The organism is Candidatus Thiodictyon syntrophicum, from assembly GCF_002813775.1.
In the GTDB taxonomy this organism is placed as follows: Bacteria; Pseudomonadota; Gammaproteobacteria; order Chromatiales; family Chromatiaceae; genus Thiodictyon; species Thiodictyon syntrophicum.
In genome coordinates, this window is the sequence record NZ_CP020370.1 from 3,184,239 (window position 1) to 3,202,725 (window position 18,487).

General features: G+C 64.4%; 14 protein-coding genes. 7 read left to right on the top strand and 7 right to left on the bottom strand.

The window, feature by feature from the left end; genetic code table 11:
* Positions 1-197 precede the first annotated feature (197 nt).
* Positions 198-1,019 (top strand): PEP-CTERM sorting domain-containing protein, encoded by an 822-nt coding sequence (locus THSYN_RS13490; protein WP_100919609.1) that lies wholly within the window; start codon positions 198-200, stop codon positions 1,017-1,019.
* A 275-nt stretch (positions 1,020-1,294) separates the two neighbouring features.
* The gene (locus THSYN_RS13495) at positions 1,295-1,876 is read left to right on the top strand and encodes a Uma2 family endonuclease (RefSeq protein WP_100919610.1); all 582 of its coding nucleotides are present in this window, start codon (positions 1,295-1,297) and stop codon (positions 1,874-1,876) included.
* A gap of 199 nt (positions 1,877-2,075) precedes the next feature.
* Here the strand turns inward: THSYN_RS13495 and THSYN_RS13500 are convergent, their stop codons facing one another.
* From THSYN_RS13500 to THSYN_RS13530, 7 genes are all read right to left on the bottom strand, one after another.
* Positions 2,076-5,948, bottom strand: a complete 3,873-nt coding sequence (locus tag THSYN_RS13500; protein ID WP_100919611.1) for a DEAD/DEAH box helicase — start codon at positions 5,946-5,948, stop codon at positions 2,076-2,078.
* 45 nt (positions 5,949-5,993) lie between these two features.
* Positions 5,994-6,410 (bottom strand): hypothetical protein, encoded by a 417-nt coding sequence (locus tag THSYN_RS13505; RefSeq protein WP_100919612.1) that lies wholly within the window; start codon positions 6,408-6,410, stop codon positions 5,994-5,996.
* Between the two features lie 77 nt (positions 6,411-6,487).
* Positions 6,488-7,705, bottom strand: coding sequence for an AAA family ATPase (locus THSYN_RS13510; protein ID WP_100919613.1), 1,218 nt, complete (start codon positions 7,703-7,705; stop codon positions 6,488-6,490).
* A 51-nt stretch (positions 7,706-7,756) separates the two neighbouring features.
* Positions 7,757-11,002, bottom strand: coding sequence for a DUF1156 domain-containing protein (locus tag THSYN_RS13515; RefSeq protein WP_100919614.1), 3,246 nt, complete (start codon positions 11,000-11,002; stop codon positions 7,757-7,759).
* Positions 11,003-11,287: 285 nt separating this feature from the next.
* Complete coding sequence (locus THSYN_RS33850) at positions 11,288-11,860, bottom strand: hypothetical protein (RefSeq protein WP_157817652.1); 573 nt, start codon at positions 11,858-11,860, stop codon at positions 11,288-11,290.
* Positions 11,861-11,935: 75 nt separating this feature from the next.
* Positions 11,936-12,553: a DUF7680 family protein gene (locus THSYN_RS13525; protein WP_100919616.1), complete on the bottom strand. Its 618-nt coding sequence runs from the start codon at positions 12,551-12,553 to the stop codon at positions 11,936-11,938.
* A gap of 5 nt (positions 12,554-12,558) precedes the next feature.
* Positions 12,559-15,813 (bottom strand): ATP-binding protein, encoded by a 3,255-nt coding sequence (locus THSYN_RS13530; RefSeq protein WP_100919617.1) that lies wholly within the window; start codon positions 15,811-15,813, stop codon positions 12,559-12,561.
* Positions 15,814-16,245: 432 nt separating this feature from the next.
* Between THSYN_RS13530 and THSYN_RS35915 the strand changes: the two genes are divergently transcribed.
* From THSYN_RS35915 to THSYN_RS13550, 5 genes are all read left to right on the top strand, one after another.
* Complete coding sequence (locus THSYN_RS35915; protein ID WP_236848892.1) at positions 16,246-16,359, top strand: DUF29 domain-containing protein; 114 nt, start codon at positions 16,246-16,248, stop codon at positions 16,357-16,359.
* Between the two features lie 48 nt (positions 16,360-16,407).
* Positions 16,408-16,479, top strand: coding sequence for a DUF29 domain-containing protein (locus THSYN_RS35920; RefSeq protein ID WP_236848946.1), 72 nt, complete (start codon positions 16,408-16,410; stop codon positions 16,477-16,479).
* Between the two features lie 327 nt (positions 16,480-16,806).
* Complete coding sequence (gene rpsF, locus THSYN_RS13540; RefSeq protein WP_100919618.1) at positions 16,807-17,175, top strand: 30S ribosomal protein S6; 369 nt, start codon at positions 16,807-16,809, stop codon at positions 17,173-17,175.
* 40 nt (positions 17,176-17,215) lie between these two features.
* Entirely contained in the window at positions 17,216-17,449 is a 234-nt protein-coding gene (rpsR, locus tag THSYN_RS13545; RefSeq protein WP_100919619.1) for a 30S ribosomal protein S18, read from the top strand.
* Positions 17,450-17,519: 70 nt separating this feature from the next.
* Positions 17,520-18,425 carry a hypothetical protein gene (locus THSYN_RS13550; protein ID WP_100919620.1) on the top strand — a complete coding sequence of 302 codons (906 nt, stop codon included), beginning with the start codon at positions 17,520-17,522 and terminating at the stop codon, positions 18,423-18,425.
* Positions 18,426-18,487: the final 62 nt, after the last annotated feature.

The window sequence follows — 18,487 nt, forward strand, 5'->3', positions numbered from 1 at the left end:
TGGTGCCGACCCGGCACGGACATCGGTGGACCTTGGCTGTGCCCCGGTGCCGTCGGCGGTTTTTGCCTGAATTTTCTGCCTGGCAAGTATCTTAGCAACATCCGGTCTTGGGTGGTTGAATTTCCGATTCGTATCCTCAGAAATGCGGTGTCGGGCTGCAACCAAGGCGCCGGCGATTTATCGATGAGGACTCGACCATGCTACGCCTACCTATGCTCGCCGCGGTGTTGCTGCTCTCGGCATCCGCCGCCCAGGGAAGTTTTGTCGTCTTCGAGGCGGCGGGCGCCGGTGCCGCCGCGATCACCTCGGCCCGTGACGGGTTCCGGACCGCCGTCGGCGGCGGCACCAGTGCCGGGGCCAATGGTTCTTTCGGCGGGCAGCGCCGGGAGATCAACTGGGACGGGGTCCCCGATACCTTCGCCGACTCCGCCCTGATGCCCGGCAACTTCTTCAACAACAGCTCGCCGCGCGGCGTCGAGTTCAGCACCCCCGGCACCGGCTTCCTGGTGAGCGCGAACTCGGGTCAAAGCTCCCCCGTCCTGTTCGGCTTCCCAACCGAGTTCCAGACCTTCAGCGCCCAGCGGCTGTTCACCGCAGTCGGCAGCAATATCACGGATGTCTCGTTCTTCCTGCCCGGCACCAGCGTCGCCGCCACCACCAGCGCCTTTGGCCTGATCTTCGTGGATGTCGAGACCATTTCCGCCAAGGTCGAATTCTTTGATCAGGACGGAGCGGCCATCTTTACCCACGACGCCCTGCAAGCGGGGAACCAGGGTTTGTCGTTTCTGGGCGCCGTGGCCAATGCCGGCGAGCGCATCGGCCGTGTCCGCATCACCGCGGGCCTCAACACCATCACATCCAATGGTACCCTCGGCAATCCCAATGACGACGTCGTGGTGATGGACGACTTCCTCTATGCCGAGCCCCTGCAAGTGCCGGAGCCTCCCGTTTTGCTGCTGCTCGGCCTCGGGTTGCTGGCCGGATGGGTCCGCCGCGGGCCGCGCCGGGGCCTGACCTGACGCTGATCCGGCGTAGTTGGGTAGGTCGGGTTAGCGAAGCCGAACCCGACGGCCACGGCGCCTGTGGGAGCGGCTTTAGCCGCGACGGGGCGCGCGTACAACGCCGCGCCGTATCGCGCCCAGCCCCCGCTCACGCAAGGAAGTCCATTCTGAGCACCTCACCGATCGGCGCGGTCCGGCCGGACCGGGCCTCACGCAGCCGGTCGGTATCGATCCGCGTGACGAGCGTCTCGGGCGTCTATAATCCGCCCCATCCCCGACCGCGGAGTTGCCCCATGTCCCTGCAACCCAAGCTGCAACTGACCTTCGAGGAATGGCTGGAAGACGAGCGGGCGTCCCTGGAGGGGCGCAGCGAATACCTGGACGGCGAGGTATTCGCCATGACCGGGGCGAGCGTCGAGCACAACGCCATCGTGGTCAACATCGCCAGGGAACTGAGCATCCAGATGAAGGGCCGGCCCTGCCAGGTCTACGCCAACGACCTGAAGGTGCGTATCCGCTCCGCCGACGCCGGCAAGTACCCGGACCTGATCGCCCTGTGTGGCGAGCACCAGTTTCAGGATGGCCGCCGCGACGTGCTGCTCAATCCCAGCCTGATCGTGGAGGTGCTCTCGGATTCGACGGAGGCCTACGACCGCGGCAAGAAATTCGCCATCTACCGCCAGCTCCCGAGTCTGCGGGAATACCTCCTGGTCTCCCAGCACCAGGCCCAGGTGGAACTGTTCAGCCGGGGCGACGACGGCCGCTGGAGCCTGTCGGACTTTTCCGCCCTGACCGCCAGCGTGCCCCTGCCCAGCGTCGGTTGCACCCTGTTGCTGGCGGAGGTCTACGACAAGGTGGAGTTCCAGCCGGCCTGAATGCGCGCCGGGGGCCGCCTGGCATACGCTCGGATCCTTGCCGCCGGTGACCTGCCGGCCCATCCAGGCCGCCTGACTCCTGGCGGTGTCGGGCGTCGGCGCTCCCCAACACCCGCCGTCGCAGCCGCGCTTGCTCGAATTCGTGCCGAAAGAGTGCGCCACGGAAGCCGCACTTTCGCAGCCTCCGCCAGTTGGCCTGTTACCGACTGAGTTTAGCAATCTCCCGTTCAAGTCGGGCGATCATGTCGTCCGTGGAAACGTCATCCTTCTTGATTCGCAGGCTGTCGGCAACACGTGCCGCCGCGTCGAGTGCGCATCCGAGGAGGATTTGGGGCACATCCACATAACCGTCGTCACCGATCTGGGGCAAGGTCACCTCAAACAGGCTCGCCGGAAATTGGCGCGCGACTCTCACCGGGATGGGCTTGACCCGGATCAGGTCGCGGTCTGCATAAGCCTTCTCCATGCTGGCCAACTCGTGCCAGAAGCGGTCGGCTCCGCTGAGCTTACGCCGCGCCGCCATCAGACGGCTGGCGACCAGGTAGGCCAGGGCCAGTTGACCGCGCCCGCTCCGTTCGTTTTGCGCCTCGATCTTGCCCACTGCCTTGAACCGGTCGCCACGTGGTTTGGCCAGGGAGGCAAGTTGGCCGAGCGCCTCAACAGCCCAGGTCTCGTCAACGACCCGGGCCTCGTCCGGGACCAATCCGGTAAGGTCGCGCCAACGTCGAACGAGCCGAACCGGCCCCTGACTGCCGAAACCGCTGTCCGCGACCGCATAGCCAACCAGCCGTGCGTTGCTTCCCGGAATCTCCAGGTCCAGTCGGCGCATGCAGCAGGGCAGCTCGAAGGTCGCGAGATGCGTCATCAGGGTCTCGAAGGTCGGGTCGCCATAGGTCGCAAAGCCGGGGGCTCCCTCAAGGCCAGGGATGCCCTCGTCATATCCCTTGCGCGAGACGGTCAACGCCTTGCCATCTGGAATGCCCGGCACATTATTCAGCACCATGCAGCGCATGGCGAGGTCAGGAAGCACGGTGCAACCCAGGTCCCGCAGGTAAACGGACGTGGACAGGGCGTCCCAGATCGCCTTCAGATCGATGGGCGGCGCCTCATCGGCGCTACCCTGGGACAGCCTGAGATAGGTCTCGTAAAGGTCCTCCGGCGGGATCTCCATGCTCGCCGTGCGCCGCTGGGCCAGCCGTGCCCGCTCCTCGGCACGTTGGGCCAGTTCGTCCTCCGATAGGGTGCCCGCCGCCAGGTCTTGAAATTCCTCTGCCGTCACCGGCAACATCGAGATTTGCTGGGTCCCTACCACGCCGCTGGCCTTGCTCAAGCGTTTGAGGAGTCGTCCATAGACGATCTCCTCGGCCGAACCCAGATAGCAGAGGTTGCTGACCAGAATAGTGTCGTGGGTCTGGCCGATGCGGTCGATGCGCCCGATGCGCTGCTCAACTTTCATCGGGTTCCAGGGCAGGTCGAAGTTGACCAACAGGTCGGCGGTTTGCAGGTTCAACCCCTCCGCCGCCGCGTCAGTGCACACCAGCACGTCGATTTCGCCCTTCAGGAACCGCTGTTTGATGGCCTCTCGGTCGATCCCAGTGAGTCGACGGGTCCGCGCGTTCACATAGGAGCCACCCTGGCCCGAGTAGGTCCCGATCAGCATGTGCGGATCGGCCTGTCGCAACCTCCGGACGATGTCCGTTAGGGTGTCGTAGAAGCGGGTGAAGACCACTGTTTGGGCGATGCGCCCGCCGGCACCGCGACGCTTGTTCAAGTGCTCCAAGAGGCGCTGCATCTTCGACGAGGTCCCGCTGAGGTCCCGCAGCCCGGCGAGCATCTCCAAAAGCCTGTCCCGCTCCCAGATCAAGTCCGCGGAGGCGCGCCCCGCCAGGACCAGACCCACCGCCTCCTCGTCGCCTTCGCCCCCGTCGAGCAGGTCGGTGAGGGACAACTCGTCCAGGTCGATTTCCTCGGCCGGCGCCACATGCTTCAACGTCGCTTCGACCTTCTCCCGGCGCCGTCGCAGGGACTCGCGGATCGCGAACAGGCTGGACGCGAACCGCAAGCGCAGGAAGCTCAGGATCATGCCCAGGGCGAAGCTGGCCTTCTTGCCCTGGCTACCCTTGCCAAGCTGCGCCGCCAGGCCCAGGCAATAGCCCTCCAGCCGGTCGTAAGCCGCTTGCTCCTGGGCGGTGAACGCAATGGGCATCAGTGGCAGCACCACGCGCCGTGCCAGATTGGCAGTGAGCTTGCCGCGACGACGATACAGTTCCAAGAGCGGGCGCGTGTGGCGCAGCATGACCCGCGACAGGGGCGCAGCCGCGAAGGCCAGCCGCCGCACCCCCTCCTCGCCGCCCCCCTGTGAAACTGGGGGCGGCTCGCCGGACTCAAGCCAGGCATCCACATCGAAGCGCGAGAACTCGTCGATCACGGCCTCCTGCACGTACTGCCACAGCAAGGGGTCCTGTCCGGCCACCGCCGTCACTGCGCGATGCAGGAAGGCCCATTCCGTGGCGTCCAACGTTTCCCCGCCCACCAGCTTGGCGAGCAGCGCGTAATAGGCATTCGTCAGGCTGGGGTCGAGCTGGAAATGGCCGACCCGGTTGGTCAGGCGGATCAGATCGGCCACCTCCACGGGGTCCAATTGCATCGGCGTGGCCGTTGCCAGCAGCAGGCAACGCGCTTGGGTGCGTAGCACGTCCCCTAAGATTCGGTAGAGATTACCGTACCGGGGTTCGGCCCGCGTCCCCTGGGTCGCATTCTTGCGCCGGGCGTAGTGGGCCTCGTCCACCAGGGCGATGTCGAAGGGTGCCGCGGCCCGCAACTCGCCGCGCCGTCCAGCCCGCGCCAGCAGACCGCTGGAGACGATGACCAAGTCCGGCTCATACAGAGACTTGGCGGGCCGCTCCTCGGGTCCCGGGAGCAGGTACTCATGCCGCGCGGACGCCCCGGTCAGGGCGCGGCCGAAGGGCAGCAGGAACTTGCTCGCCATCTCCCGGTGCCACTGGGGCGTCAGGCTGGCCGGCGGTGCAATCAACACCCGGCGCACCAGGCCGGCCAGATAGAGCGCCCGGATCGCCAGCCCCGCCTCAATGGTCTTGCCCAGCCCCACCTCGTCGCACAGGAGCCAGCTATAGGGCCAGGTGTCGATCAGTCGCTTGGCCACCACCGCCTGGTGGGGCCAGGGCTCCACCGGCGCCGTCACCATGCCCACGTACTCCCCATTCGGCAACCGCGGGCCGTCCCGCAACAGGGCGAAGCGCAGCCGCTCGAAGGCCGAGGGTGCAGGTACCGCCAAGGGGATTGCGCTGGAACCGTCGACCTCCAGGGGCCGATCGGACGCCCCGGCCAACTGGATCAAACGTTGACGCACCGCCTCCGGCAGGGTCAGCACCCGTAGGCTCGGGTTCTGGTTGCCCCAGGTGCGTTTGAAGCGGGCCTCGGCATCGTCCGCGCGCTGGCGATTCTCCGCACCGGTCCAGTCGCGGTGCAGGTCGATGTTCTCGGCATTCAGGACCAGTGCCGTCCGCGATTCGTTGAAGGAGCCGGTGGCATAGAGCCGATCGCCCGCGGCATCCCGAAAGACGGCCCATTTTTCGTGCACATAGCCGTCGGCGGCGGAATCGGCGGCGAGCGGTTCTCCGGTTTGCTCATGCACCCGGAAGGCGACCCGCACTTCCAGGCGCCCATGGGCGACCATCCAGGCCAACAGGGCCACGCCCCGCTGTTCGGCCTCGGGCCACTGCTCCGCCTGGTCCAGTGCGTCGTTCAGGAAAACTGTCAGTCGCGCCTCGTCCCCGGCGAGGATGGCGGCCACGTCGTCCCCGTGCATGTCCGCGCCCACCACCATCCGGGCGTTCCCTCCCTGGGCGACGAAGGCTGAGAATCCTTGGGACGCGACCGCCAGCGACGAGGACCGAAAATAGCCGGCGACCCGGTCATAGCCCGTTGCCCGGCTCAAGGCGGGGATGTAGAACTGGTGCAGGATGTCGACCGGTTGGTCGCCCGCGGCATGGCTGGACGTGCTGTAGGTCAGTTGCCAGGGGTAGTCGCGCAGGCGGGGTGGATTGTCCATCGTTGAAACACCTGCTTGGTTGAAGTGCTCTGCGTCCACGACCCGTCACAGATAAACCCGTAAATCAGGTATTGGCGTAGTCGCTTCACAGTGCACGATAGCCCTGACGCGAATACGATGCTGGTTTTCCCATCGCTCCTTCTCCGCTTTCGATGGGATCGCATTGCTGACCACAAACGCCTTCTCGACGACTCGTCCCCGGCCGCACCTTCGCAGCATTTCAATCAAGTCCATATATTCCTGTCGATGCTGCTTGACGTATGCCAGTTGCTCGTAGGCGTGCGCAATATCCCTCCCCTTCAACTCGACCAACAGGGCTGCGGCGCGGTGGTTGTCCAGAAAGAGAAACAACCCGTCGCATTTCGGCTTGCCGTCATTCAATACGCATCCGTCGATCACCAGGGCCTTGGCCTGCTCGCCCGAGCGAATACCCAGCGTCACCTTCTTCCCCTGCTCCGCCAACGTCAAAGCTCCTACGCACAAGGCGTGCACCTTACCGAACTAATCGCAGACGCAATGTTCGAAAGACGCGACATCGATCATGTCCGGCGCTCCCATTCGATGTCCCGCATCTTGTCGTATAGCCGCGTCAAGTCATTGAAATATTGCAGCAGCCGGTCATCCAGGAGTCCGAGCTCGGCGTCCAGCAAGTCCTGCTTTCCATCGGTGGTCGTCAAATAAGCCGTGACATCGTCCGGCGACAGGGGAAGGATTTTGTCGACTTCTTCGTCCCACCTGTAATAAATCGAGATTCGGTGTCGCTTCAGATGGTTGTTAATCGCCTCGACGATGTATGGGCTATGCGTCGTGACGATAAATTGCGTGTTCGGGAACGTCCGCAACAAGTCGCCTACCACCCGCTGTTGCCAGGACGGATGGAGATGAAGATCGACTTCATCGATCATAACGATCGCTTCGGTCGTAAGCGGATCATCGCGTTTCGGATTCCCCCCGGCCATGCGTCTGCTCAGGTCGAGGGCCAAACCGAGCAATGTCTGGTAACCGTCGCTCAATTGTCCGATGCTCAGATACTCGCCACCTTGCTTGACGACAAAGCGCAGCGGGTTCAGCTCGATATGGGGCTCGGAAATATCCGGGAATAGAGATGCAATCGCGCGGCGCGCAGCATCCAACTCCGGCAAGGTCACGTCGAAATCGCGACGCTCCTTTTGCAACCTGCTCTCTTCGTTTTCTTTATTGTAAAACCAAACGAACGCCGATCGGAAACGGCTATCGGCATTCAAGGCATCCGCAAGCGCGTCCAAGCGGGAGTGTTGCCTTGGGAAACCCTTGCGACTCAATGGCAAGTCGAGAAGTGCCCGGCCGACGCCGTAGTAAACGAATAACGGCACAGTAAAATTTTCGCCTGAGTTGAATGGATCAATGATTTCCTTGTCCAAATATCGCTCAAGCTCCCGCAAGCCGAGACCGGACCCGGCGAGCAGCGTGGTCGCCTTGCTCTTATCCCGGCGTTGCGTTCTGTCCCATGCCAGGCCAGACACCATTTCGAGAGTGACGCGGGCATACGGCGCCAATCGATTTCCGGTTTGACGGATATCCCCATTCTTCTTGAACGACAGGCCCGACAGATTCGGCAGATAGGTGAGCACCGCACCAAGCCCGATAGCAATGCCATCGAGTATCGTCGTCTTACCCGACCCGTTCGGACCGACCAGCAATGTCAGGCGTCGTCCCAAACCCAAGGTCACCTCCGGCTTGGCACGGAAATTCTCCAGTCTGACGCTCTTCAGTCGCATGAGTCACCACCGTCGAGAATCGAAAAGTGAAGGATTTCGGGGGACGGCGCATCAAGACAACTGCCGCAACCCGAAGAGTAGCCCCTCGGCCTCCCGGCGGGCGGACTCGTCGGTCATCTCCCGCGCCCAGACGGCGAGCAGGTCGATGACACGCCCGCCGGAGTCGGCGGCCTTGGCGGCCAGGTATTGGCGAGCCACCGGCAGTTCGCCGCGGCGATAGGCGAGCAGCAGGCCGTGCAGGCGATCCCAATCGGTCTGGGGTGTCTCCAGGCGGCGGGGGTCGCGCTCCTCGGGCAGCGCCAGGCGCAGTTTGGACCCCTTGCGGGCGAGTGGTGCCGCGAGGCCGCGCTCCTCGGCCTTGGCTGCTTGGGCACGGCGTCCGCTGGCCTCCTGGTTGATGCCGATTGAGCGCTGCCCGGGCTCGATGCGGTAGCCCCCTGGCTTGCCCTCCAGGCGGATGTTCATGGATTTGGACAGGCTCAGGACCTCGTTATAGGCGACCTCGCCGAGCCCGTAGATGCCGTAGACTGTCAGGGCCATGGCGGTTTCGGGGTCCAGGTCATCGACCTTAAGCCGGCCCTCGGTGATGCGGTGAATCTGGTGCTCGGCCACCACCCGGCTGGCCTCGTTCATTGCCCGGATCGGCGAGACTTGCTCGTCGCCGTCCATGACCGGCCAGTGTTGAGACAGCACATGCAGCGCTCGGCCGTAGGAGGCGACCATCTCGTCCACCGGGTTCAGGCGCAGGGGCTCGAACTCCCGCAGGCCGTCTGCGACCGCGTCGCGAATCTGGTGCTGCACGCCTTGGCCGCCGAGACCGGTCCAGGAGGCTTGGAAGTCTGACGCCAGCGGGCGTTTGCGGCAGGCGATGAAGATGGAACTGGCGGCAGCGGCAACATTCATCTGGTGTGTGGAGTAGGCGCCCTCCGATTCCACGGGGAATGCCGCCGTAATATCCCAACCAGACTCGATTAGCGCTTGCGTTAGCGCCTCCCAAGCATCCTGGGACTTATGAGTGAACATCACTGTCATAATCCCCTGCTCTTTCAGGACGCGCCGGCATTCGCCGAAGATCTCGCGCATCCGGCGCTCGTACTCGACGTGAGATTGATCGACGCCACCGTCACGGGTCGGGTTTGCTACGGCCTCGTCTGCCTTGTTAACGAGTCTGCGGGAGAAAATCTCCGGATACAGATGCTTTAACGTTCGACGCTGCCACACATAGAAGAAATCGGAGAGCTCCCCGTATTGAACGTTATCGTAGTACGGGGGGTCCATGCATACCAGATCGACGCTAAGGTTTTTGACGCTTGCCAAATATGCTCCGGTACCATTGAGAATTCGAAGAGACCCCTGATCGGGCCGACCAACGCGACGATGATTGGGAGCAACCAAATCGGAGATTCCCTCGTAGGCATCAATAACCTGACTCAGACCCCATGCGGCCCCAGAGTTTGGGCCGGTGAAGATCATTTCGCCGAAAGTCCATTTCAGTGAAAAATTATGGCTGCCGAATGTCCCTTTCACTATGCCTCGGGTAAACTCCCAGCGAGTCATTTTGCTGTTATAGTCGGCACCCTTGTCGATGGCGAATTGCAGGTAGGTCACTACCGCTCGCCCTTTTTCCTTGCCAAGTTGTGAAAGAATATCAGGCGTCAGTCCTTTAAGCCCTTCAATTAGCGAAATATGCCCTAGTAACTGGCGGGGCGTGAACAGATCGCACCACCTCGTCATACCATATAACCGGTGTCCGCGGTTGTAATTGGAGTCCTTCGGAATATCCTCGGTGGGAATCAACCCCTCTGCTTCCCACGCCGGCCATTTCTCTTTTAGTCCCCGCTCAGCCTCTGCGATGGCAGCCAAGTCACGGGCATTGGGTGGGCGGAAGAAGCGGACCTTCTCCGTCTTGATCTCACCGGCTCGCTCGCCAGTCTTGTAGCGTTGGGGCTGGCCGTGCTTGTCGAGCTTGGGCTGGAGTCGGACCGCGACCACGGTGTAGAGCCGGTCGGTCCAGGTGCCACAGGGCGATTCGCCGCGGGCCTGGGCCTTGATCTCGTCGCCGGGAATGCCCTGTTTGCAATGGACGCAGGTACCGACACCGCGGTTCACGAAGGCCCCGTTCGGGTCTTCGCCGTTTGGCCCCCGGCCTTTGTGGACACGGTAGGTCTCGAAGTGGACCTTCCCGTCGGTGGCCCGGCCATCGGTCAGGACGCGCACGCCCCACGGATCGCCGGCCTCCTTCGACAGCCAGCAGGTGTTCAGCAACGGCACGTCGCCGCCGCAATGATGGCATGTGACTTGGCGGGCAAAAAGATAAGTTGTGACGCCTTCTTTTGAAAACTCCGGGAGAAACTCAGGGCACCGAGAGAGATGCCTCTTGAGGGCCGCTTCTTCGTCGGTCGGCAACGGACCCGTGCGTTGGAAGGCGTCGGGCAGTTCATCGTCCAGTATGGCGAGCAGCTTTCTGCCCCAGTACTGGATGTCGGTGGACAACTCCGGTCCGAAGCGTGCCGGATAGTCCAGGGTCGCATACAGAATGGTCGTGGCAACCGGGTTCAACTCATTGGCAATGACGTTGTGGCCCAGGCGCAGGGCCTCGAAGGGAATAGAGCCGCCGCCGGCCGTCGGGTCGAGGACCGTCAGCCCACTTGGTCTCGGGTCAACTGGGCTGGAAAATGCGCGCTCGTACCCGTACAAGTTCGGCACCCTGACATCCGTAGCTTTGGCGAGGTCCATAAGGGCCTTAAACCAAGCCGGATCGCCCATAACCCGCCGCACCGGCAACAACGCCCCGAGCATCGGCATAGGTTCGAGCAGGGGCCTGGACTCCTGTGCCCACCGCAGCAGCACAGGATCTTTTGCGAGCGATGGGTCCTTGTCCCGCATCCGCGCGATCAGGGCGCGGTTCTCCCCACGCCGTGCCTGCTCATCCCGCAGTGTGTTCAGAACCTTGTCATCGACCGCAAGGGACTCACAGCCGCCCGCATCGCGCTCCACCCGCCCCGGCAGGTCGCCGGTTAGGGTCCAGGGCTCGCCGTCGACCACGGCTTGTATTCGCTCGATCCCGAGTTGGCGGACGAACAATTCCGGGTCGGCATCCCAAGGGGCCAGGGACGCGACGATCGCCGCCCGGCTCGGTGTCAACGGGCGGCGTGCCCACCAGACATGCAGCCTATTGACGGGCGGCGCCTTGCCTGTATCGCGCTCGCGGATCGTTTCGGCCCCAACCTGATGGCAGGGGAAGCCATGCTCGATGAGCCGCTTGTCGGTGACAACGTCGGGGCGCTCTTGTTCCATTGTTCCTATAGGCTCCTTGAATGGCTAGGTTGGTAGGCCTCGTCCCGCTCACTGCATCTTTTGCTCAGATGGCACCCGCGGGAACTATCGCCTGATACGACATCGGCTGCTCGTGTGGCGCCGCGTCTCAGTCCGCCTCAGCCGAAAATGTCTCTTGGACAATCTCGGCGAGCATGTCGGCAATGACCAGTCGGAATGCCAATCCTGTGGCAATCCCTTCATTGATGGTCGCTGGTCTGCAAAAACGGCTGACGTGATCCAAGTCTGGGACCTGATCGCCCTTCACTACAGCGCATCTCCCGGATTCTTCGCTTCTGCCCATCGGCGAACGCCATAGGGCTCAGCAAGTCGCATGACGCTGTCCACCGTAGCGCTTCCTGAAACCCGAGCGATCTTGTCCGGTCGCTTGGGATCGGGAGCAAAAATAACGAAACGGATGTCACCGTCTCCCACGAATTCCACGGCAAAATGTTCGCCTTTCGTCCGGCGCCATTGGATACGAACGTTTCCCTCGTGCGTCAGCACTACGCTGGGATAGGCTAGCTCCGGGTGGTCCGCCAGAAAGGTCATCACATCCATCACCGATGCAAGGGCGGGGGGCGCCTGGTCGGGCTGCTCTTCCCGACTGATTTCGAGAAGAGCGAGCAATCGCTCAGCCAGTCTTTCACCGTAGGCAAGCCGCGGGTGACGGCGAACGCCGTCTATCAATTCCGTTAACGAACTTTCACGATCCGCTGTGGGTCGTGTCGAATCCTCTGGGACGGTGCCCCTACACCTTAGGAAATCGGGATTGAGAATTGTTGGGTTGCAGTCCTCGCCGACAACGACGACGGAAAACTCCAAGGGGATAATATTCATTATTGGTTTCAGTTCTGAAGGCGCAAACCGCCATTGAACAATTGGTGTCGGTACGATGCTCCGGCAACCCTGCCGCTAGGCGCGCAGCCGCTCCAGCATGCGCTCGACCCCTGAGTCGTTGGCCTGACCGCCCAACATGAGGCGCATGCCAGCGACCGCCCAGCGCCGGGCATCGGGGCTGAAGCTGGTCATGCGCGAGAGCCAGTAGGCGGCCTCCTCGCGGGTGAAGCGCTCGACGCGGCGGGCCATCAGCTCGACGCGGTCCTGGTCGGCGACCCGCTCTTGGAGTCGGAAGATCAGGGCGAGCTTGGCACCGGACTCCTCGTCCAGCGGCAGGTTGACCCGCAGGCGCAGGCCATCCTGGGTCAGGTAGCGCTGGATCTCCAATGGTACGCCCGACTCGTCTTGGACGCTCGCGACGATGTTGCGCAGCACCGGCAGACAGCGGCGCAGGTTGTCTCCTGAGACATGCCCCCGCTCGGCAAGTTTACCCTTGGGGCCGGCATCCGCACCCGACGACGCCGTGGTGTCAACGGACTCTCCCGCGTGGGAGCGGCGTTCTTTTAGAACCAGAACCGGGATCGGCGAGCCTTTCCATTCGGTAATGCGTAGGACGAACGGTGCCTTGCGCCAACGCGGCTCCAGGTGCGCGCGGTGATGCTCGGCCAGGCTCGGGGTCTTCTTCGCTGCCACTGCTGTCAGTCCTGGGTGAGTGTCTTGACCAGCGGGCAGTCGTCCCGCGGGTCAGTGATGCGAATGCGCGCCTGGGTACGTTCGTTTTGGCTGACCAGTCCGGCAAGGACCTCGAACAGCTCGCCGAGGCGCTTCATATCCTCCGGCGGGCAATCCTGCAACAGGAGGCGCATGCGGCCGCCGCCTTGCAGTTGCAGTTCCACCAGGTCCAACACGTCGAGCTTCGAGCTGGCACCGCGACCGTAGAGGCCGCCGATGCGGCGGAGGAGGGGCAGCAGTCGGGCGGCGGCCTCAGGGCCTTTCAGGTCCAAGTATCTGGGGTCGATCTTGATCCAGCCGCGGCGCGCGGCCTCGGCGGGGGAGAGGATGACATCGTCCTTACCGACCGAGTGCAGGATCGCGGTCGGCCCTTGCACGAGCGCCGACGGCGCGGCCTCCTGCTCGGGGGTGCCGCTGTAGGTCAGGGCCTTGGCCTCGCGCACGGCATTGTCGATGGCAGTCAGGATGTCCGACTCGGGTATCTCGCCGTGGGCGCCGACCACCTTGTCGATGATCTGGAAGACATAGGCCGCCGGTTCTTCCCGCATCGCATCCGCCACCCAGGTTTCGACGCGCGCCGGGTCTGCGATAACCGCCCCGCCGAGCCAGCCGCGCTGGTTGGCGCCGGGCAGGGTGACGATGGCCCAGCCCGGCGCGCTCAGGTCCAAATCCAGGGGCAGGGTGTCGGCATCGCGGCTGTAGATCGCTTGCGGCTTGGCGCTTTGTTCGTCCTGCATGCGGAACAGGCACCAGGCGCCGCGAGTGACGCCCTCGCGGACGATCTGGTCGAAGATCGTCGCTGCTTCGAGGACGGGCCAACGGCGGTTGACGGCGAAGTTGGTGCGCAGTTGCTCCAGGGTAGGGGTCTGACCGGCGCCGAAGAAGAGCTTGCCGAGCAGGTTGAGCCCCTCTTGGGTGCGGGCGCGTTCCTCCGTGATCAGTTCGCCATCCTCGCGTAAGACGCGGTGGATTTCGGCGATGATGGGGGCGCCGCCTTCCCCGCCGGCAGTGTGGATCTCCTTGCGCACCACATGCCCTGACGCGGACGGGTACCAAAGCCCATCGTATTGCTGGGTGATGGTGGTCTGAAGGGCCAACTCGCGCTCTTTGGTCTTGTCGCCGAAGCCCTCCTCGCTCAGTTGTTGGGGCTTGATGCCGTAGTTCTCCGGCTTGTCCCGCAAGCGACCGCGGGCGATGACATCGCGGGCGAGGTCGTCCAGGCGCTGGTGCGACTCTTGGGCCTTGGCAACCCGATCCTCGTTCCAGATTTCGCCTTGGACATGGACGGTGCGCGGAACCAACAGGAATACGAGGTTCTGCTCGATGCGCGGCCGGTTTGGGCCAACCGTCGTCACGAACGCCTCGGCGTCGATCTCGTCGGCGCCCAGCGTCACCAGACCCAGCGTGGTGCGCCCGGTCTTATCCTTGATGTGCTCAGGGTGAGTCACGTCGTGGGCAACGTGGAAGGTCGGATCGGTGCGGATGATCTTGCGCGCGGCGGCATCGAGGAAGTCCGTGACCTGACCCTTGCCCAGGCTGCCGCGGATGGACGCCAGCGCACGGTTGATGGATGCGTCGAGACTGGCATAGTAGCGCCCGTACTGGACGCTGTGGCGCAGATAGAAGGCGCCGCGGTCGCTGTCTTCGATGGTCTTCAGGGCCGACTCCACCTGGGACGGGGAAAGGCCGGGGAAGCTGATCTCGAGGAGTGCATCGCGCTCGCCGATCCCGAACAGAGGGGTCCCGAGCCCCTCGTGGCGCCCCACGAGGCTGTGCAGGAAGACGGTCTTCCAGGCGTACTCATGGAACGGATAGCCCTCGGGGTGCTTGTTCTTGCGGTCTGCCTCCTCCGCACGACTGGCGCCGCCGACCAGGGTGGCAGTGTCCACACCGCCGATGTCGGTGTTGAGGATCGGCAGCAACTCCCCGCCCCCGGTGCGGCTGATCAGTTCGTTGACGATGCGCGCATCCCGCAGGTTCAGGTGGCAGGTGTGGATCATCGGCACAGGCTGGCGCTTCTCCCACAGACTGCGTACGGCCAGCGACAGCACGCGCAGGACCCCACGGGTGCCCTGGAAGTTGGCGAGCGTCGCCATCTTCTGGTTCAGGAAATCGACGAACGTGGGGTGGAAGGGATACAGGTCGCGCATGGTGGCGCGGTAGTCCTCCCGGCTCGCCTGGTCCGGGAGCAAGTCGGGGGTCTTCTGGTAGAGCGCCCAATAGTCGGCGACGGTCTCGGCGCCGGCCGCCTGGTCGACGCTTAGGAACAGGCGTTTCGCCAGGACCCGGGAGATCTCGTTGGCCTGGACCGGGACGACGCCTGTAGCATCGCGCGAGACGACGCTGAGCACGCCGGCCTGCGCGCTCTGGGCCATGGCCACGGCCTCTTCCTCCGTGACCTGCTCGCCGCGGATCGCGCTCAGCAGCCGGACCAATTCTTCGGTCTGGGTGGCGAAGGCGTCCGTCTGGCTCGCCAGGGTCAGCACCACGGCGATGTTGGAGTGACCGCGGGCATAGCCGTTGAGGGCCATCAGGAAGGCGGACAATTGGTTTGCGCCCTGGGGGTGGGCAGCGGCCAGCCGAGCCGCGTACTGGGCCAGCTCGTCGAGCAACAGCAGGGCCTTGCGCTTGTCGAAAATGGAGTCCAAGAACGCCTTACCTGGCGCCGCTCGGGAGGTAGCCTCGGTCTCGACACTCCGGTAAAGGGCCTCCCCGCCGATTTGGAAGGCGATCTCGCCCCAGAGGGTGTAGGGGACCAGCGCGGCGCCATGTGGTTTGTGGACCGGGATCTCGTCGCCGGCGATGCCGACCACCTGCACGGTCCCCGGCTCATGCAAGGCGGTGGCCTCGAGCACACTGGCGTCGATGCTTGGCGCGGCGGCATCCGCCAGTTCCCGGCCGCGAAATCCCAGGTGAGTCAGCGCAATCAGGGTGTGCGTCTTGCCGCCGCCGAAGGCCGTTTCGAGCCGATGTATGGCGGGGACGCCGTTGTCCCCGGCCAGGCGCGCCATGACCTCGGAGATGACCATGCGCATGCCGTCGGTGGGGAAGGTTGCCTGGCGGAAAAACTGCTCCGCGTCCGTGTAGAGGTTGGTCACGCTGCTCGTCCGGCCCCGGTAGTAGTCCATGACCTGGGACAAACTGGCCGTGAAGATTTCCGGGTTGAAGGTGCCGGTGAGCAGGTCCGCACGTGGCGTGCAGGTGTCAAGTATCGATCGCATCAATCGGTTCCTTATCGACGGCGCTGGGCAGTTGGTTATCTACTTGATTTGGTAAGCGCGGGCGGATTGCGGCCCGGCAGGATCTGTGCGGCAACTCGGCCAGGGCAGCGACTCGGCCAGCATGGAGCGTTGCGCATCGGCAGCTGGTTCCGGTCCGTGCAGGTCCGACTGACTCATCGCCGAATCCCCCTGATTGCGTTGGTCGGGGTCTTGGTCAGGACATCGCGCGCTCTTGGTGAGCGGGCCGCTGGTCCCTGTCGTCGGCTTGGCAACACCTGCTCGGCCCCGGCCGCCGCGACAAGAGGTAATAGAATGCCACAAGACGCACCAAGACATCCGCTCGCCGTGCCTTCCAGAGGCGTCCCGGGGCGCGCCAGCGCGGTCCCGCTGTGCTGACCGCCGGCCGCCGCAAGAGCCACCCAGGACAGCCCCATGACTCAGACCGCACGCTACGAGGACGACGTGGTCGGGGCCAACGAGCAGGCAAGGTTCCTGCGCGAGGGCCGCCTCGACCTGTTGGACACCCCGCACCTGGCCGAGTGGTGACAGGAGGTTTGGGACGATGCCACGGCCCAGGTTGCATCCGAGGCGAGTCTGTCCGGTTTTCCCGAAACCTGCCCATGGTCGCCCGAACAGGTCTTGGCCGAAGATTGGCTGCCCGAGTAGGCTTGGATTTTCCCTATAAAAGCAAAGCCGCTACGACCTGGCCCACGCCCTGGCGGAGCAGGGCTGTCGCCTGGTCATGGTCACCAACACCACTTGCGTGCCCGCTGCCCGTCGGTCCTGCGCTCGCCCGGCGACGTAACCCCGCACTCCGCACTCCGAACCCCCGAACCCCGAACCCCGAACCCCGAACCCCGAACCCCTTTGACTCCCCCCCTTTTCTCCGTATAATGCCCGGTTTCCCGCGAGCCGGGAAATCTCCTTGCCTCACCCCCGGCGTCGGTTTCCGACCGCCCCGGGCGGGAGGCTGTCAAGCCATGAGGAGCAGCAATGCGACATTTTGAAGTGGTGTTTCTGGTTCACCCGAGCCAGAGCGAACAGGTGCCGGCGATGGTAGAGCGCTACCGCGGCAACCTGGAGAAGCGCGGCGGGGTGGTGCACCGGTTCGAGGACTGGGGTCGGCGGCCCCTGGCCTATCCGATCAACAAGGTCCACAAGGCCCACTATGTGCTGATGAACGTGGAGTGCGACCAGGAGGCGATCGACGAGCTGGAGAGTGCCTTCCGCTTCAACGACGCGGTCCTGCGCAACCTGATCCTGCGCCGTAACGCGGCGGTCACCGAGCCGTCCCCGCTGCTGAAGACCGGTGAGGAGCGCGAGCGCCCCGAGCCGCTTGGCGGCGACGCGGACAGCGACTGAAGACCGACCCCGCTCATCGACATTCAAAGGGCCAGACACCATGGAAAATAGCTCCCGTTTCTTCCGTCGCAAGCGTTACTGCCGGTTCACCGCCGAGGGTATCGCCGAGATCGACTATAAAGACCTCAACCTGCTCAAGGCCTATGTGAGCGAGTCCGGCAAGATCGTGCCGAGCCGCATCACCGGCACCTCCGCCAGGTACCAGCGCCAGCTCGCCCAGGCGGTCAAGCGGGCGCGCTTCCTGGCGCTGTTGCCCTACACCGACGCGCATTGATCCGGGGCCCCGAGCGGGCGCCTGAGCGCCACGCCCGGGACCGGTCCGGCCCTGCCGCGCCTCCCAGCCGATGAAACCCCTGGCCGCGTTCATCATGCGCGGGCCGGTGCAAGCCAGCCTGGTGGCCTGGTTCACCGGGCTCTTGTCGCTGCTGCTCCCGCTCGTGGGCCTCTTAAGCAGTGCGACCCTGGCCCTGGTGACGCTGCGCGGCGGGACCTGGTGCGGGGTGCGGGTCGGCGCCCTGGCGGGGCTGGGCTGCCTGGTCCTGTGTACCCTGCTGCTGGGTTCGCCCTGGCCGGCGCTCGCGATCCTGCTGGTCCTGTGGCTGCCGGTGTGGGGGCTCGCGGCGATCCTGCGCTTCTCCCGGTCACTGGCGTTCACCGCCCAGGCGGCGGCGCTGACCGGGGTCCTGGGCGTCCTGTCCATCCATGCGCTGATCGGCGACCCGACCAGCGCCTGGCTGCGCTTGTTGGAGCCCTTGCGCGCGGCCCTGATCAAGGATGGGGGACTGGACGAGCCGGCCGCCGCGGCGGTCTTTGCGACCCTGGCCCCCTGGATGACCGGGGCCCTGGCCGCGGCCCTGATGCTGCAGGTGCTGGTGGGGCTCTTTATTGGGCGTTGGTGGCAGGGCCAACTCTACAATCCGGGCGGTTTCGGGGCGGATTTCCGCGCCTTCCGGTTACACCCGGTGGTCGGCCTCATCGGCCTGCTGCTGGTGGCCGGCGTCGGTTTTCAGCCGGGCCCCGGCCTGATCCCGGACCTGTTGCTCGTGCTCTCCCCCCTGTGGCTGTTCCAGGGGCTGGCGGTCATCCACCAGTTGATTGCGCAGCGAGGCGCGCGGCGTGGTTGGCTGGTGGGTTTCTATGTGTTGTTGGTCGTGTTCATGCCCCGCACCCTGGTGTTGGTGGCCTGTCTGGGCCTGGTGGATATCTGGGTCGACCTGCGTGCCCGCCTCGGGCCGCGGCCCCCGGCCTGAATTGCCGGACCGCGCGTGCGCTGTACGCACGGCCGTCCCCCTAAAGACTCGAGGAAAAGCGA

What these genes read in the sequence shown, in the direction of transcription:
- THSYN_RS35915 (WP_236848892.1), top strand. Translation starts at nt 16,246, where the DNA reads ATGACTCAGACCGCACGCTACGAGGACGACGTGGTCGGGGCCAACGAG.
- THSYN_RS13490 (WP_100919609.1), top strand. Translation starts at nt 198, where the DNA reads ATGCTACGCCTACCTATGCTCGCCGCGGTGTTGCTGCTCTCGGCATCC.
- rpsF (WP_100919618.1), top strand. Translation starts at nt 16,807, where the DNA reads ATGCGACATTTTGAAGTGGTGTTTCTGGTTCACCCGAGCCAGAGCGAA.
- THSYN_RS13495 (WP_100919610.1), top strand. Translation starts at nt 1,295, where the DNA reads ATGTCCCTGCAACCCAAGCTGCAACTGACCTTCGAGGAATGGCTGGAA.
- THSYN_RS33850 (WP_157817652.1), bottom strand. Translation starts at nt 11,860, where the DNA reads ATGAATATTATCCCCTTGGAGTTTTCCGTCGTCGTTGTCGGCGAGGAC.
- THSYN_RS13530 (WP_100919617.1), bottom strand. Translation starts at nt 15,813, where the DNA reads ATGCGATCGATACTTGACACCTGCACGCCACGTGCGGACCTGCTCACC.
- THSYN_RS13500 (WP_100919611.1), bottom strand. Translation starts at nt 5,948, where the DNA reads ATGGACAATCCACCCCGCCTGCGCGACTACCCCTGGCAACTGACCTAC.
- THSYN_RS13550 (WP_100919620.1), top strand. Translation starts at nt 17,520, where the DNA reads ATGAAACCCCTGGCCGCGTTCATCATGCGCGGGCCGGTGCAAGCCAGC.
- THSYN_RS13515 (WP_100919614.1), bottom strand. Translation starts at nt 11,002, where the DNA reads ATGGAACAAGAGCGCCCCGACGTTGTCACCGACAAGCGGCTCATCGAG.
- THSYN_RS13510 (WP_100919613.1), bottom strand. Translation starts at nt 7,705, where the DNA reads ATGCGACTGAAGAGCGTCAGACTGGAGAATTTCCGTGCCAAGCCGGAG.
- rpsR (WP_100919619.1), top strand. Translation starts at nt 17,216, where the DNA reads ATGGAAAATAGCTCCCGTTTCTTCCGTCGCAAGCGTTACTGCCGGTTC.